We start from the raw sequence: 15,422 nt of genomic DNA on the forward strand, positions 1-15,422 counted from the left end.
GCGGTTGTTCGGGTCCGCGGTATCGCTCCATGCTCCTATTAGGTCATGCGGCGGTCTCGGCTCGCCGCGGCCCGCGCGGGACATGTCAGGAAACGAGGGCAGCCCTGTGGGCGCCAGCGGAATGTGGGGTCACCGCGCGGTCCGCATCTGATGGTGTCGACGTCAATGGTATACGGGTGCATCATCGACGTCTTCAATACAGAAGATATCAGTGCGGAGTGTTCTGAAAAGTAACTTCAGGGCGGGCCCTGCGGTAACTCGGCAGGGGGAGTGCGATTTCCTGATCGCTCACTTAATTTAATAAGAAATTGAGTGAGGCCGGAGCTTTGGCTCCGGCCTCCTTATATAAGGGCTCGGCAAAGTATAAGGGCTCGGCAAAGCCGAGCCACTAAATTCTTATCAGCCCCAGAACATGTTTGAGAACTGTGCTTGAAGTGCGTTAACGCAGGGTCGGAATGGGGGCAACTTCCCAACGCATTCCGCAGGGGGCGGTACATTTTGTAGCGCGAAGCGCGAATCAAAATGTACCGCATGCCCGAGGACGCGTTGGGAAGTTGCCCCCGTTCCGACCCGGACATACGGATCTACTGCGCATTTACAAATTCGTAAACTTTTTTGAAAAAAATGCTTGCACAGTTCTCGAATCATAGGTTATTATCTTCCTCGTTGAACGCGCGGGTCCAACAAAACGAACCGTGAATCAACAACATAGCATGTCGGAGTGGCGGAATTGGCAGACGCGCTAGCTTGAGGTGCTAGTGACCGCTTTTTGGTCATGCGGGTTCAAGTCCCGCCTCCGACACCATCGCATTTGAGAAGCCTCTTCGGAGGCTTTTTTGTTACCGATAGACGGTGGGGTCCACGATGGAAACGCTTGAACGCAACGAGTGGGCAGACGTTGCCCAACTAGTCGAGATCACGAGCGATGCTGTCATCATCTGCGAGCTCGACGGAACCATTCTGCATGTTAATAATCGCTTACTTGGTTTGATGTGCGAGGAACGCGCCGACGTCATCGGTGGAGATGTTAAAGACGTCCTGTACTCGTCCGCTTTTGAACGTGCGACGGAACATCGTCTGCCATTTGAAACTGATGGCTCCGAGAACGAACTGATGCTCAAGCTGAGTGACGGCTCCTTTATCCCCGTCTTGGTTCGTGCGGGCTCCGTAACGCCTCCACGCATCTTTGGGCGCCGTGCGCCACGTGTCCTGGTGGCGCTCCATAGCATCGAAGAACAGTATTCTCACGACCGTCAACTCAAGCGTGCGTTATCGGAGCTTAGAGTGGCTAACAAGCGCCTCTCTGGCACGCTCTCGGTCATTATGAGTACCGTGGGCTCCGATGAGCTGCCCAGCCTACTTGATACCGTTTTGAACCAGCTTGTAGGAACGCTCGATGCTTCGGGTGCCGCTATCTATTTTTCTGAGAGCGGCGGTTTTAAACTTCGCGGTGTTTCCAAGGAGCTGTACGACAGCTACCTGCCTGAGTTTTTGCCGTATGGCGCTGGCATTCCGACGTATGTTCTTCGTGAGTCGCGTGCCTGTCGCTTGTCGATTCAACAGGACCTTAAGGGTGATAAGGCCGCCTCCGGTATGTTTATGGACTTGGACAATCGTTCTAAGCACCTGTTGCGCATGCAGGATATGCCTCCGTACCGCAGCGAGATCTGTCTTCCCGTTTTTTACGGTACGCAGATTCTTGGCGTGCTGGAAGTTGGTTGGAAACGCCCCCAGGCACCGCTCGCCTATGACGTTAATGTGCTCGAGGTCATTTGCGATTACCTATCTATCCAGCTGGTCGGCATGGCATCGAGCCTTCGCTCCCGTCGCACGGCCGAGCTTGGCCGCTCGCTCAATGTCTTGCGTGATGAGTTGTTTACCTTTCTAGACGATTCCGCCGCGGCTACCCAGGCGGTATCGTCCGAGATCTGCAATATGCTTAACTGCCATTTTTGCCCTGTTGAGTATGACGCTAGTCTGGATTCCTACGTCATAGATTTTGAAGGCGGCAGTCGCGTTGCTTTGCCGGACGATCCCGAGAAGCTTTTCTTTTCCACGACGGCGCCGGCGGCACGTCTGGGGGCTGGCCCTGATGGCTTTGAGGCATCTGTTTTGGGCGGCACGAGTGCCGAGGACCTTAAACACGTCCGTATAACTCGCGTTGACGAATCGATGCCTATGGGAGGCTGGCTTAGGGCGCATGGTCTGCCTTGTCAAGGTCTCTACGTCGACTCCGGCATCGAGGCGGGGCGCCCGCGCTCTGAGGGTGATGGCAAGCACAGTAACGACGCGATTGTTCCTGCTTCTGTTGCGAAGAGCCCGACGACGCGCGCGCTGCTGCTTCGTGATGGTAGCCAAGAGCCGATTGATGACCTTGAATATGACTACTTGGTGCACTTGGCGCATGACTTTGAACTGATCTACGAAGGCGAATCTCAAAAGCGCGAGGAGCGCCATATCGCTCAGACCCTTCAGATCGGCATGAGAAATTCCCTGGGGGATGTTCCGGGTATCGCAACCGATTCGGTGTACCTGTCGGCCACGAACTCGGCGTTGGTCGGCGGCGATTTCTATACGCTCATCCGTCTTCCCGACGACTGCGCCGTCATGATTCTGGGTGATGTGTCTGGCAAAGGCATTGAGGCCGCATCGATGTCCGCGCTCGTCAAGACGGCCCTGACGGCATATGCCTGGGAGGGTGCTGGACCGGCCCGCATGGCACGCTCCCTTAACAGCATGCTCATGGGCTTTTCGAGGGTCGAGACGTTCGTGACGGCCTTTATCGCCAAGATTGACCTTAAGGCCGGACGCGCAACGTATTGTTCGGCGGGCCATCCTCCGACCATGGTCATCAGGCCAGAGTCGATGCCGCTGGGTGGCGGCGAGGCACGTGGGGGAGAGGTCGAGCTACTTGGATGCCAATCGGGTGTAATCGGTGCCTTTGAGAGCATGGTGTACGAGACAGGCGTGTTTACGTTCGCTCCTGGCGACATGCTCTTCATGTATACGGATGGAACGATTGAGGCCCGCGACCGCACCGGAGCGTTCTTTGGCGAGCAGCGCTTGCGCGATCTTCTGCTTTCTGTTTCGGGGGAGGGCGTGTCGGGCATTTGCGGCAAGGTCTTGGGCGAGCTTGACCGATTTACCGAATCGGCGCTGGACGATGACATTGCATTGGTGTCCCTTGAGTTTTTACGGGGCCGGTCCTAAACAGCGACGCTGGGCGCGTCGAATCCGCACGGTTGCGGAAACGCATGCATCGAACAAGCTCTTTTGGGGAACCATGGTCGTATGAATGAGTGGAATGACATAGCGGTTTTGACGCCACCAGGCGATATCGACATCGCCACGGTGCCTGCGCTGCGTCGGCGGTTGGATGCTTTGATTGGCCGCGGCGTGCGTCGTGTCGTCATCAACTGTCAGGCTGTTAGCTTTATCGATTCGACGGGCTTGGCATTCCTGCTTACGCGCGCTCGTGAGCTCATGAGGCGAGAAGGCCTGCTTTCGCTCGTCAATGCATCAGGTGAAGTTGTTCGCTTTTTGGAGATTGCTCGTCTTGTCGATATCCTTCATGTCGCGGGGCCGGCACGGGAGTCTATTCCCGCCATTCCGGTGGGGGAGCTGCCTCGCTGGAGTAAGAGCGTCGAGGTCCGTCAGGGTATCGAGAATCTTCCATACTACCGACATCGCATCGCCGAACTCCTTGAATCGCTCCCGTTGCGCCGTGACGAGCGCTACGATGTCGCATTGGCGTCGGGGGAGGCGCTGGGTAATGCCTATGACCATGCGGGCGGTATCGGGTGCGTCCTGACGGTTCAGGCCTATGGCGATCGCGTTGTGGTTGAGGTGCTTGATCGAGGTGCCGGCTATTCTATCGATGAAACGAGCGAACCGGTCGCATCCGAGGAACGCGGCCGTGGCATCAAGCTTATGCGTATGCTCGTCGATAACGTGGAGGTTGCTCGTCGTACGGACGGCGCCGGCACGCGCGTGCAGATGGTGAAGCTGTTTAGCGGAGCACTGGAATCGTGTGCCTAGCCAATCGCTTTAGCGCGTTTAGCTACTAAGAACATGCGGCAGACAAGTTTTTTGAAAAAAGTACTTGCGTCTTTTGGACAACTCGCGTAAATTAATAACCCGCAAGCGGACATGGCTCAGTTGGTAGAGCACAACCTTGCCAAGGTTGGGGTCGCGGGTTCGAGCCCCGTTGTCCGCTCCATTGCATTTCCGGACCATTTAGGCGGTCCTTTTTCGGCGAAGTGGCCAAGTGGTAAGGCAGAGGCCTGCAAAGCCTTTACCCCCGGTTCGAATCCGGGCTTCGCCTCCAGGCAACATCCGGGCGCTCCGGCGCCCGTTTTGTTTTACATATGCGGACATGGCTCAGTTGGTAGAGCACAACCTTGCCAAGGTTGGGGTCGCGGGTTCGAGCCCCGTTGTCCGCTCCAACTATCTTACGCGGTTCTAACGAACCGCGTTTTTTGTTGACGCTGCGCGAGCCCCGGGCACCCCATCTTGCCCCTCAATCGTCGGTCGCGTACATAAAGTACGCTTCCCTCCTCTTTCGCGGCAACCTGGGGCACCCGGAGCCCGCTCGCTGTCGTGGCCGGGGGAGTGGGTCTTCCGTTCTTTTCACTAATCGGTCGATTCGTCCCGGGAGGTTCGAACCCGAGAGGGAGCGAGCGTTTTGGGTCGTGGCTGTGGCGTTGTTTGTCGCGAACGTCAGCTTTGGGCGTATCATCGTGGGCATCTCGCAAAACCTCGTTGCAAGGGAGACTTATCCCATGGCTACAGAAAAGTCCTCTTCGCGCTCATGGATGTCCGATGCCGCGATCTATCAGATCTACCCGCGCTCGTTTAAGGATTCGACTGGTTCGGGTCTGGGCGATATCGCGGGCATTACCCAGAAGATGGACTATCTTGAGCGGCTGGGTATCGAGGCCATCTGGCTGAGCCCGTTTTACCCATCGCCTCTTGTCGATGGTGGCTATGATGTGGCGGACTACTGCGATGTCGATCCACGTCTCGGCTCGCTTGACGACTTCGATGATATGATCGCTGCGGCTCACGCGCGCGGCATCAAGGTCATCGTCGACATCGTGCCCAACCATTCATCCAGCCAGCACCCCTGGTTCAAAGCCGCTCTTGCCGCCGGCCCCGGATCGCCCGAGCGCGCCCGTTATATCTTCCGCGATGGTCGCGGCGAGCATGGCGAGCTGCCTCCCACCAATTGGAATGCCAACTTTGGCGGCCCCGCATGGACGCGTGTTGCGGACGGTCAGTGGTATCTGCACATGTTTACGCCCGAGCAGCCGGACTTTGACTGGTCATGCCCTGAGGTTCACGCGCTCTTTTGCGACGTCCTGGCGTTTTGGGGCGATCGAGGCGTCGACGGCTTTCGCATTGATGTGGCGCAGGGTCTCGCCAAGGATCTCGACCGCGATGACCTCGACCGGTGGCATCTCGCCGAGGGCGATGACATGGTTGACGACGGCACCCATCCGCTGTGGGACCGCAACGAGGTCCACGAGATCTATCGAGAGTGGCGCCGCGTGTTCGACCGCTATAATCCGCCACGCAGCGCCGTTGCCGAGGCGTGGGTGCTGCCCGAGCGCCAGTATCTCTACGCGCGTCCCAGCGAGCTTGGCCAGACATTCAACTTTGAGTTTGCCAAGGCCACTTGGACCTATGATGACATGCACACTGCAATCGAGAAGGGCTTGAAGGCAGCCGTCGAATCCGATTCCGCCTCGACCTGGGTACTCTCCAACCACGACGTGCCGCGCGTGGCGACACGCTATGCCCTGCCGCAAATCAAGGCGACGCGCTACCACCAGATTGCGCTCGACTGGCTCTTACGTGACGGGTCGTCTTATGACGAGGACCGTGAACTCGGCGAGCGCCGCGCGCGGGCGGCCCTTTTGCTTGAACTGGCGCTTCCGGGCTCGGCATACGTGTATCAGGGCGAGGAGCTCGGCCTTTTTGAGGTGGCTGATATCCCGTGGGCTGCACTCGAAGACCCTACTGCGACCAATACGCACGGACCGAAGCGTGAGAAGGGGCGCGACGGCTGTCGTGTGCCCCTGCCGTGGGTGGCGGCGGACGATCCCGCGCATGGCGGATCGTTTGGGTTTTCGCCGGCAGACGCCGATGCGGCGCCCCATCTGCCGCAGCCTGCATGGTTTTCCGATTATGCTGCCGATAGGGAAGAAGTGGACCCGACATCGATGCTTGCGCTCTATCGTGACGCCCTCTGGCTGCGGCGCAAGCTGCGCGGGTGCGCCAACGATCTTGCGTGGCTCGATCTTGACGGGCGCACCGGTCTTGCGGATGGTGCCGAGGGCGCTGAGGGCGGCGTCATCGCCTATCGCCGCGATAACGGCTGGACGTGTGTGACGAACTTCGGTGCAGCACCCGTGGAGCTGCCGGCGGGCAGGGTCCTGCTCACCTCATCACCGCTTGCAGACGGCAGGCTCACGCAGGACAGCTCTGCCTGGATCATGCTCGGTGAGATGTAGGGGCATCTCGCTGCGAGCCTGCGTTTGTCCGTGCCTTTCGTGACGACTGATGCCCTCGCGAGAGCGTCGCAAAACTTTTTAAAAAAAGTTCTTGCATTTGGGTGGATCATCCCGTATATTAAATCCTCGCAGGCGGACATGGCTCAGTTGGTAGAGCACAACCTTGCCAAGGTTGGGGTCGCGGGTTCGAGCCCCGTTGTCCGCTCCATTTGGGCGTTTAGCTCAGGGGGAGAGCGCTTCCCTGACACGGAAGAGGTCAGAAGTTCAAATCTTCTAACGCCCACCAAATGTTCGCAGCTCAGAGGTTATGTCTCTGGGCTGTTTTGTTTTATGCCGCCAAGCACGCCGCCAAATAACCACCAAATATTGATCCAAGGTCTGTACGCGATGGTCTTCGCATCCCGTAGGGGTGCCGGCAGATTGCATACGTCCTGGCCGATCGTGACCGCAACATGTTGGTCAAGCACAATCTTTTGGATTCTTTTGGCGTGAGCGGCTTGGTTTTGGTAGGATTTGTCAGCGGCTTGACTAAGGGGGTTTTATAACTGCCATGCAGGTAGCCGTGTTGGTAACGTTTTACCGACTTGCCAAGAACCCCTCATAATTAATGCGTCTGCAAAATGACTAATTGCTTTGACCTGCTGAAACACTATATGTTGTGTTTGAACTAAAAAAAGAATACAGGATATAGATGCGTCTTTGTCGTATGATAGATGGCGGACAGAGAACGAAGACCTTATTCGTCCCATTTGGACACGCCTTTGAGCCGCTTGATCGGCCGCGAGGATTGTCCGCATGAGGACTTATGGTTTATCGAGAACACAGATTGCGCGACGGTGCCGCAAGACAGGGGCAAGCCCTGCCGGGCATCGTTTGGCTCTGAAGCGCAATGAGGCTACGACGCGAAAGAGGCAAGAGGATGAAGATCATCAAGCGCAGCGGCACCGAGGTTGTCTTTGACATCGATAAGATCGTCAATGCCATCCGCGCCGCCAACTTGGAGGTCGAGGAGAGCTCTCGTCTAACCGACCGCCAGGTGGTTTATGCGGCGCAAAACGTCGCCGAGGCATGCGAGAACGCGGGCCACACCGTTTCGGTCGAGGAGATCCAGGATTTGGTCGAGGACGAGATCATGCGTCTCGACTGCTACGAGGTTGCCCGCCACTACATCATCTATCGCTATGTTCAGAGCCTGAAGCGCCAGAAGAACACGACCGATGACAAGATCCTGTCGCTCATCGAGTGCAATAACGAAGAGGTCAAGCAGGAGAACTCCAACAAGAACCCGACTGTCAACTCCGTTCAGCGCGATTATATGGCCGGCGAGATTTCCAAGGACCTGACCCAGCGCGTGCTGCTGCCCCAGGAGATTGTGGATGCCCATAATGAGGGCCTGATCCATTTCCACGATTCGGATTACTTTGCCCAGCACATGCACAACTGCGATCTGGTGAACCTGGAGGACATGCTCCAGAACGGCACGGTTATCTCGGGCACGCTGATCGAGAAGCCGCACAGCTTCTCGACCGCCTGCAACATCGCGACGCAGATCATCGCCCAGGTTGCTTCCTCCCAGTACGGCGGCCAGTCTATTTCGCTGACCCATCTCGCCCCGTTCGTTGAAGTGAGCCGTCAAAAGATTCGCGGCGAGGTCGCTCGCGAGCTTGAGGAGCTCGGCGTTTCCGCATCTCCCGAAAAGGTCCGCGAGGTTGTTGAGGACCGTCTGCGTGACGAGATCCGTCGCGGCGTTCAGACGATTCAGTATCAGGTCGTGACCCTTATGACTACCAACGGCCAGGCGCCGTTCGTGACGGTCTTTATGTATCTCAATGAGGCCCGTACGCCCCAGGAGAAGCATGACCTTGCCATGATCGTGGAGGAGACGCTCCGTCAGCGCTATGAGGGCGTTAAGAACGAGGCCGGCGTGTGGATCACCCCGGCGTTCCCCAAGCTTATCTATGTGCTCGAGGACGATAACGTTTACGAGGATTCCCCGTACTTCTACCTGACTCAGCTGGCTGCGAAGTGCACCGCCAAGCGCATGGTGCCCGACTACATCTCCGAGAAGAAGATGCGCGAGCTGAAGCTGTCGAAGGGCGAGACCGCCGGCAATGGCGATTGCTACACCTGCATGGGTTGCCGTAGTTTCCTGACGCCCGACCGTTCGGGCAACGGCTTTAACAATGTCGCCAACGCGCTGAACTATGACCCGACCAAGCCTAAGTACTATGGCCGCTTTAACCAGGGCGTTGTGACCATTAACCTGCCTGATGTCGCGCTGAGCTCGCACCAGGACATGGACAAGTTCTGGAAGATCTTCGACGAGCGCCTTGAGCTGTGCCACCGCGCCTTGCTGTGCCGTCATGAGCGTCTGATGGGTACGCTTTCTGACGCCGCACCGATTCTTTGGCAGTACGGTGCCCTCGCCCGTCTGAAGAAGGGCGAGACGATCGACAAGCTGCTCGTGGGCGGTTACTCCACCATTAGTCTGGGTTATGCCGGCCTGTATGAGTGCGTCAAGTACATGACGGGCCACAGTCACACCGAGAAGGAAGGCACGCCCTTTGCCATGGCCGTCATGCAGCGCATGAACGACAAGTGCGCCGAGTGGAAGGCTGCGAGCGACATCGATTTCTCGCTGTACGGCACGCCGTTGGAGTCGACGACCTACAAGTTCGCCAAGTGCCTGCAGCGTCGTTTTGGCATCATTCCGGGCGTGACGGACAAGGGCTACATCACCAACAGCTACCACGTCCACGTGTCCGAGGAGATCGACGCATTCGATAAGCTTAAGTTTGAGGGCATGTTCCAGCAGCTTTCGCCGGGCGGTGCCATCTCCTACGTCGAGGTTCCCAACATGCAGGACAACCTCAAGGCTGTCATTCGCGTGATGCAGTACATCTACGACAACATCATGTACGCCGAGCTCAACACCAAGAGCGACTACTGCCAGGTGTGCGGCTACGACGGTGAGATCAAGATTGTCGAGGATGACGGCAAGCTGGTGTGGGAGTGCCCCAACTGCGGCAACCGCGATCAGGAGAAGATGAACGTCGCCCGTCGTACGTGCGGCTACATCGGTACCCAATTCTGGAACCAGGGTCGAACCGAGGAGATCCGCGACCGCGTGCTGCATCTCTAATAACCATCCCAGGCCGCCCCGTAGCGAGGCCCTGGACCTTTACTCGCTATTTCGGACAGTCCTGGCTCACGACGGAGGCGCCACTGGCGCCTCCTGTTCGTGCGGAACTCATATCGAGCAAAGGTCCGGGGCCTCGCTACGGGGTGGCCAAGTTGACGTAGCGGAGATGCAGCTCGCAGTCTGCTCACTCCTCGAAGTTCTTAGCGGAAATAATTCGAGCTGCAGCAGCGATTTACTTGCGATGACGGTTGAGCTGCAACAAAGTTTTTATTGGACCTCGAACCCTATACTCGATGTTCGTTTCGTTCATTGAGTTGCCTTTTGCATGAGGCCGGGACATATCGTCCCGCCCGCAGTTTCGCAGGCCGCAGGCCGAGAATGTTTGAGGACGGGATGATATGTCCCGGCCTCCCGGGAGAGTTACCTATGAATTACGCGAACATTAAGTATTTCGACATTGCTGATGGGGAAGGCGTTCGTACTTCTCTGTTTGTGAGCGGGTGCCGTCGTGGGTGCAAGAACTGCTTTAACTCTGTCGCGTGGGACTTTGCTGCGGGTGAGCCGTTCGACCGTGCCGTCGAGGACAAGATTATCGAGAGTCTCGACCATCCCTTTATTGATGGCCTGACGATTCTGGGCGGCGAGCCTATGGAGCCCGAGAATCAGGTGGGGCTTGTTGACTTTATCGAACGCGTGCGTGCGGCCTATCCCGCGGGGTCGGGCAAGACCATTTGGTGCTTTACCGGCGACGTGCTCGAGGAGCTTATGCCGGGTGGCCGTCATCATACCGAGGTGACGAACCGTATCCTGGCCTGCCTCGACATGTTGGTGGACGGCCCGTTTGTTCAGGATCTGTACGATATCTCATTGCGCTTTAGGGGCTCGAGCAATCAGCGCGTGATTGATATGAGCGCCACGCGCGCCCGTGCTGTGCGCGAGGGCGTTGCGCTTTGCGACGCTGTGGAGCTTTGGCGGGACGATCCGGTCTATTCGACCCATACTATGTAGCTTGTGGCCGATGCCAAAGGGCGTGGTACCATAGCGCGAACGCAAAATCGGAAAAGTGAGGCCCAGATGGTCGATCAGGAAAAAGTCGAGGCCGCCATTAAGCTGTTGCTTGAGGGCATAGGCGAGGACCCAACTCGTGAGGGCCTGCTGGAGACCCCGGCGCGCGTTGCCCGTATGTATGGTGAGATCGCCGGCGGTATGGATCAGAGTGCCGAGGAGCACCTGTCCAAAACCTTTGCCGTCGCTTCGAACGACTTGGTTATTGAGCGCGACATTACGTTTTACTCGCTGTGCGAGCACCATCTGCTGCCGTTTTATGGCAAGGCCGCCATTGGTTATATCCCTAACGGTCGGGTGGCCGGGCTTTCCAAGCTCGCCCGCACGGTTGAGGTCTACGCCCGTCGTCTGCAGCTGCAGGAGCAGTTGTGTGCACAGGTTGCCGATGCCCTCATGGAATATCTCGCTCCCCAGGGAGCGATTGTGCTGATGGAAGCCGAGCACATGTGCATGACGATGCGCGGCGTGCAAAAGCCCGGCACCAAGACCGTGACGCTCGCTCGCCGCGGCGTCTTTGAGACTGATCCCGCGCTCGAGGATCGGTTCTTTAGGATGCTGGGCCGTTAGCATGAGGGTCGTCAACGACTTTACATCGAAGACCGATGAGGGGACGTCGCGTCGCGGCTTTATGGCTTCGGGCTTGGCTCCCTTTGGTGCCATGCCTCGCATTGATTACATTTGCGCCAACGGGCTGTTCCGGCGGCACCTGGGTAACATTGCACAGTTGGAATCGGGGCGCATCTTCTGCCGCCACGGTATTGACCATCTTCTCGATGTCGCTCGCATTATGTGGATCAAGAATCTCGAGGAACAGCTCGAATTTGACCGTGAGGTCATCTACGCCACGGCACTTCTTCACGATATCGGCAAAGATGAACAGTATGAATCGGGTATATCCCATGATGTTGCAAGCGAACGCGTCGCTGATGCGATTCTCGGCGGCATGCCCGATGACGTAGCGTTTGAGCCGGCCGATGCCGCAGCCATTAAGACGGCCATTCTGGGCCATCGAAAGCTGCGTGTGAACAGCCAACCGCTTGAGCGTCTGCTCTATGCAGCCGACAAAGCGTCGCGCGCCTGCTTTGCATGCCCCGCGCGCAATGCTTGCAACTGGAGCGATGATAAAAAGAACCTGTCGATTCGCGTGTAGTTAGTTTGCGCGGTCGGGGTTCTAAACGAAGGGGACGATCGCGATGAGCAACAAGAAACTGCCCGAGAATGCAACCAAGACTGAAGGCGCCGAGCTCGCCCGCCGTGGAAGGGGCGAAATATCCACCGCAACGGCGGTGCCCCACGTGAGTTATGACGATCTGCGCCATGCTGACCGCATTACTATCGACGGTCTCGAGGTCTTTGCCAACCACGGCGTGTATCCCGAAGAGAACGCGCTGGGCCAGAAGTTCATCGTGTCCTTGGTGCTCTATGCCGACCTGCGTGCAGCGGGGGAGCACGATAACCTGGACGCTTCGATTGACTACGGCTCGGTGTGCCACGATGTCGATGGCTATCTGCGCGAGCATACGTTTAAACTCATCGAGGCGGCAGCCGAGGGTGTGGCCCAGATGCTGCTGCGTCGTTACCCCTTGCTGCTTGGCGTGCGTGTTAAGCTCGATAAGCCTTGGGCTCCCGTCGGTCTTCCCCTGGCAAGCTGCGGCGTCGAGATCGAGCGCGTGCGCTAACCGGTTCTAATACGTCTCTATGGGCGGCTGCTTGAGCCGCTGCGATAGAGCTCTATTGTTGGGACAGTACGTGTCGAGCAGGGCGTGAAACCGCTGATTGTGGCTTGGCTCGAGCAGGTGGACGAGCTCGTGGGCGACAACCATGCCGAGACACTCGATGGGATAGGCGGCAAGTTCGCGTGCGATGCGAACGGCACCGGATTTGGGCGTGCATGAGCCCCAACGCGTTTTCATGCTACGTACGGAAACGCGGGAAACGGCGACACCCATTGCGATTTCGTACGCGCGTACCATATTGCGCAGCGCCGTGGTGACCTCGGATGCATAGAGTTGGTCGATGCGGGTCTGGAGCTCATCGGACGTCAGGCCGTCGAGGGTTGCGCGCCGCTTGGCCTGTGGGCGTTCGTTCGATTTGTCGGCACCTATAAAACTTGCGAAGGTGGCCTGCTTGGGCCGCGGTGCGGGTGACTTAAAGTTGTGATCGAGCGCATCTTGTACCGTGATGGGCTTGCCCCAAAGTGCAATGATGGACGAGGGGCTGAGCGGCTCTCGCGCCGTCGCCTGACGTTGCTCGCGCTGGGCAAGCCGGCTGATAATCCAGGCGCTGTTGCGCTTCACAAACGCTTCGATACGCTCGCGGCTGGCGCCGAGCGGTGCGCTGGCGTGGACCTCACCGCTCGATGTGACGCGTAGGTTGAAGTTCTTGACGCGCTTTTTGGTAACGACGACGGGGATGGATGTGCCATCCGGTCGGGATACGGTAATCGTAAATTGCTGCGTCAAAAGCGGTCCTTCAGATTGGGGACGGGCCGGCATGTCGACCGTTCGGCATGCCGGCCCGCTTAAGGGATGTGAAATTAATAACGCTCAAAGAAGGCAAGCGCGTTGTCGCTGCAGAGCTTTTGCATCACGGTCTTGCCAAAATGCTTGGAAAGCATGTTCTGGAACTCGGGCATCTTGCTGGCATCGGAGAGGAAAGCGGGCACCGTGGCGCCGTCCCAGTCGCCGCCGAGCGCGATGACGTCCTCGCCGCCCAGGTCGAGCCAGTGCTCGATATGTGCCGCCAGCTGGTCGAAGGTGACGTCTGCGGCGGTCTTGTCGGTTGCGTCGTTGGAAAGGAACTCGCTGCAGTAGTTGAGGCCGACGATGCCACCCATGTCGCGGATGGTGCGGAACTGGTCGTCGGTAAGGTTGCGTTTGGCGCCGCAAACCGCACGGGAGTTGGAGTGGCTGGCGACGAAGGGACGCGTGGCGCGGGCGGCGACCTCGTCAAAGCACTCATCGTTGAGGTGGGAGACGTCGAGCACCATGCCGGCGTGCTCCATCTGCGTAAGCGCCTCGATGCCGGCGGCGGTGAGGCCGGCGTGGGTGTCGTGGCCGCTCGCGAGCGGTCCCTGCGCGTTCCAGCTGAGTGATGACATGAGTACGCCCAAGCTCTTGAGCACCTCGATCAGCGCGGGGTCCTCGGCAAAGAACGTGGCGTTTTCGATGGTGTGGATGCAAGCGACCTTGCCGTCCTTGAGCGCGGGGCGAATGTCTGTGGCGCTGCGCACGTTGACCATGCGGTCGTGGTTGAGCATTGCCTGGCCGCTCATATGCGCCATGATTTGCGCCTGGAAGCGCGCGGCGTGGGCGGTGGGAATCTCGTCGGGGACAAACGTGGCGAAGCACTGTGCCCACGGCGTGTTGCCGATCTTTGCGAGCGAGATGGCACAGGCGTTACCCTCGATGAGGTCGAAATCTTGCGGATGCGTTTCGTCGCCGGGGAAATAACCGTCGGTGCCGGCGGTAAAGCGCAGGTCGAGATCGAGCGTGGCCCAGCCGATTCGGTCGGCGGTGTCGCAGTGTAGGTCAAATACGGGATATGCCATGGTTCCTCCGGTTGCAGCGTTTCTTTGCAAACTGTCCTTGAATTGTATGACTAGGGTATAGTTAGCGCCATATGTTCACGGCGGCCCGCGTTGTGCGCCGCCCTTATCACGGAGGTTACCATGTCCAACCAGGGCAAGAAGGTTAAGACCCATTATCGCGGCACGCTCGATGACGGCACGCAGTTCGATAGCTCCTACGATCGCGGCGAGCCGCTGGAGTTCACCTGCGGCGCCGGTCAGATGATCAAGGGCTTCGACGCCGCTGTTGTCGACATGCAGGTGGGCGAGAAGAAGACCGTGCACATTCCTGCTGCCGATGCCTACGGCGAGCACAATCCCGAGATGGTTATTACCTTCCCGGCCGAGCAGGTTCCCAACATCGAGCAGATCGAGAAGGGCATGAAGCTCTTCCTGTCCACGCCGAGCGGCATGCCTGTCCCCGCCGTCGTCATTGACGTGACGCCCGAGGCCGTGACGCTCGATGCCAACCACGAGCTGGCCGGCAAGGACCTCAACTTTGATATCGAGCTCGTCGAGGTCGAGGGTTAGAGCATGCCTGAGCGCTTGGTTTCGACGACATGCTTGGGAAATCTCAACGATCCGTCCTATGAACTTCTGCTTCGCCGGAAGCTGGGCGGCGTCTTTGAAGTTGACGAGCTACTGCTCGATTGGGACCAGGCTGATGTATGCGCGTTTGTGGGCGTGACGGAGCTGGGGCGCACGGTCGATGTTCGGCTGGATACTGCCGACGGCGGTCGTTTTGTCGACGGCGACGTGCTCGCCGTCGACCGTTCGGGCGTGGTGCCCGTGGCGGTTGTCGTGCGCCTGCGCAGCGCCGAGGTTTATTTGGTCGAAGTTGACCGCATGGACCCGATTGCGCTCGCGCATGCGTGCTGGGAGATCGGCAATATGCATGCGCCGCTTTTTCGAGGCGATTCGGACGAGTATACCGTGCGCATGTATACGCCGGTGCAGCCTGTTTTGGGCCGCATGCTCCGGGGCGTCGAGGGCGTTCGGCTCTCGACGGTTACCCGTGAACTCGATTCGGACCGGCGCTTTGCGTCGAGTGCGGCGGAGGCCGTCGTGAGCATGGCTCCCGACTTTACCATCGTAAAAAAGACGCGCGGCTAAGCGCGTGTATACGCAAGGC

12 protein-coding genes and 6 tRNA genes are annotated in these 15,422 nt (G+C 58.4%); 16 read left to right on the forward strand and 2 right to left on the reverse strand.

All coding sequences use genetic code 11. The annotated features are described in order from the left end of the window. Positions 1 to 715: 715 nt before the first annotated feature. From RX395_RS06345 to folB, 14 genes are all read left to right on the forward strand, one after another. Positions 716 to 805: transfer RNA gene (locus RX395_RS06345), tRNA-Leu, on the forward strand. 59 nt (positions 806 to 864) lie between these two features. Continuing rightward, complete coding sequence (locus RX395_RS06350; protein WP_316366321.1) at positions 865 to 3,210, forward strand: GAF domain-containing SpoIIE family protein phosphatase; 2,346 nt, start codon at positions 865 to 867, stop codon at positions 3,208 to 3,210. An 81-nt stretch (positions 3,211 to 3,291) separates the two neighbouring features. Beyond that, entirely contained in the window at positions 3,292 to 4,038 is a 747-nt protein-coding gene (locus tag RX395_RS06355) for an anti-sigma factor antagonist (protein ID WP_055286928.1), read from the forward strand. A 105-nt stretch (positions 4,039 to 4,143) separates the two neighbouring features. Next, positions 4,144 to 4,219: transfer RNA gene (locus RX395_RS06360), tRNA-Gly, on the forward strand. 34 nt (positions 4,220 to 4,253) lie between these two features. Then, positions 4,254 to 4,327: transfer RNA gene (locus tag RX395_RS06365), tRNA-Cys, on the forward strand. 42 nt (positions 4,328 to 4,369) lie between these two features. Beyond that, a tRNA-Gly gene (locus RX395_RS06370) sits at positions 4,370 to 4,445 on the forward strand. Positions 4,446 to 4,781: 336 nt separating this feature from the next. Then, positions 4,782 to 6,515 carry a glycoside hydrolase family 13 protein gene (locus RX395_RS06375; RefSeq protein WP_316366324.1) on the forward strand — a complete coding sequence of 578 codons (1,734 nt, stop codon included), beginning with the start codon at positions 4,782 to 4,784 and terminating at the stop codon, positions 6,513 to 6,515. Between the two features lie 132 nt (positions 6,516 to 6,647). Then, positions 6,648 to 6,723 (forward strand) — tRNA-Gly (locus RX395_RS06380). Positions 6,724 to 6,726: 3 nt separating this feature from the next. Then, positions 6,727 to 6,801: transfer RNA gene (locus RX395_RS06385), tRNA-Val, on the forward strand. A 633-nt stretch (positions 6,802 to 7,434) separates the two neighbouring features. Beyond that, a complete protein-coding gene (gene nrdD / locus RX395_RS06390; RefSeq protein ID WP_217749990.1) occupies positions 7,435 to 9,657 on the forward strand; it encodes an anaerobic ribonucleoside-triphosphate reductase in 2,223 nt (740 codons plus the stop codon). Positions 9,658 to 10,083: 426 nt separating this feature from the next. After that, positions 10,084 to 10,665, forward strand: a complete 582-nt coding sequence (nrdG, locus tag RX395_RS06395) for an anaerobic ribonucleoside-triphosphate reductase activating protein (RefSeq protein WP_316366326.1) — start codon at positions 10,084 to 10,086, stop codon at positions 10,663 to 10,665. 66 nt (positions 10,666 to 10,731) lie between these two features. Continuing rightward, positions 10,732 to 11,289 (forward strand): GTP cyclohydrolase I FolE, encoded by a 558-nt coding sequence (folE, locus tag RX395_RS06400; RefSeq protein ID WP_316366328.1) that lies wholly within the window; start codon positions 10,732 to 10,734, stop codon positions 11,287 to 11,289. A gap of 1 nt (position 11,290) precedes the next feature. Next, complete coding sequence (locus tag RX395_RS06405; protein WP_171021502.1) at positions 11,291 to 11,872, forward strand: HD domain-containing protein; 582 nt, start codon at positions 11,291 to 11,293, stop codon at positions 11,870 to 11,872. Positions 11,873 to 11,915: 43 nt separating this feature from the next. After that, entirely contained in the window at positions 11,916 to 12,401 is a 486-nt protein-coding gene (gene folB / locus RX395_RS06410) for a dihydroneopterin aldolase (protein ID WP_118226560.1), read from the forward strand. Positions 12,402 to 12,407: 6 nt separating this feature from the next. Here the strand turns inward: folB and RX395_RS06415 are convergent, their stop codons facing one another. Both RX395_RS06415 and RX395_RS06420 read right to left on the reverse strand, forming a co-directional pair. Then, positions 12,408 to 13,184: a M48 family metallopeptidase gene (locus RX395_RS06415; protein ID WP_316366332.1), complete on the reverse strand. Its 777-nt coding sequence runs from the start codon at positions 13,182 to 13,184 to the stop codon at positions 12,408 to 12,410. A 74-nt stretch (positions 13,185 to 13,258) separates the two neighbouring features. After that, a complete protein-coding gene (locus RX395_RS06420) occupies positions 13,259 to 14,272 on the reverse strand; it encodes a dipeptidase (RefSeq protein WP_316366333.1) in 1,014 nt (337 codons plus the stop codon). Between the two features lie 120 nt (positions 14,273 to 14,392). Here RX395_RS06420 and RX395_RS06425 point away from each other — a divergent pair, with 120 nt between their 5' ends. Both RX395_RS06425 and RX395_RS06430 read left to right on the forward strand, forming a co-directional pair. After that, positions 14,393 to 14,821: an FKBP-type peptidyl-prolyl cis-trans isomerase gene (locus tag RX395_RS06425; protein ID WP_055286916.1), complete on the forward strand. Its 429-nt coding sequence runs from the start codon at positions 14,393 to 14,395 to the stop codon at positions 14,819 to 14,821. A 3-nt stretch (positions 14,822 to 14,824) separates the two neighbouring features. Beyond that, the gene (locus RX395_RS06430) at positions 14,825 to 15,403 is read left to right on the forward strand and encodes an urease accessory protein UreE (RefSeq protein ID WP_316366336.1); all 579 of its coding nucleotides are present in this window, start codon (positions 14,825 to 14,827) and stop codon (positions 15,401 to 15,403) included. Positions 15,404 to 15,422: the final 19 nt, after the last annotated feature.

This window comes from Collinsella aerofaciens, assembly GCF_032584215.1.
GTDB lineage: Bacteria > Actinomycetota > Coriobacteriia > Coriobacteriales > Coriobacteriaceae > Collinsella.

Excerpts from the sequence above, each read along its gene's own strand:
- RX395_RS06350 (WP_316366321.1), top strand. The coding sequence starts at position 865 with ATGGAAACGCTTGAACGCAACGAGTGGGCAGACGTTGCCCAACTAGTC.
- RX395_RS06355 (WP_055286928.1), top strand. The coding sequence starts at position 3,292 with ATGAATGAGTGGAATGACATAGCGGTTTTGACGCCACCAGGCGATATC.
- RX395_RS06375 (WP_316366324.1), top strand. The coding sequence starts at position 4,782 with ATGGCTACAGAAAAGTCCTCTTCGCGCTCATGGATGTCCGATGCCGCG.
- nrdD (WP_217749990.1), top strand. The coding sequence starts at position 7,435 with ATGAAGATCATCAAGCGCAGCGGCACCGAGGTTGTCTTTGACATCGAT.
- nrdG (WP_316366326.1), top strand. The coding sequence starts at position 10,084 with ATGAATTACGCGAACATTAAGTATTTCGACATTGCTGATGGGGAAGGC.
- folE (WP_316366328.1), top strand. The coding sequence starts at position 10,732 with ATGGTCGATCAGGAAAAAGTCGAGGCCGCCATTAAGCTGTTGCTTGAG.
- RX395_RS06405 (WP_171021502.1), top strand. The coding sequence starts at position 11,291 with ATGAGGGTCGTCAACGACTTTACATCGAAGACCGATGAGGGGACGTCG.
- folB (WP_118226560.1), top strand. The coding sequence starts at position 11,916 with ATGAGCAACAAGAAACTGCCCGAGAATGCAACCAAGACTGAAGGCGCC.
- RX395_RS06420 (WP_316366333.1), bottom strand. The coding sequence starts at position 14,272 with ATGGCATATCCCGTATTTGACCTACACTGCGACACCGCCGACCGAATC.
- RX395_RS06425 (WP_055286916.1), top strand. The coding sequence starts at position 14,393 with ATGTCCAACCAGGGCAAGAAGGTTAAGACCCATTATCGCGGCACGCTC.
- RX395_RS06430 (WP_316366336.1), top strand. The coding sequence starts at position 14,825 with ATGCCTGAGCGCTTGGTTTCGACGACATGCTTGGGAAATCTCAACGAT.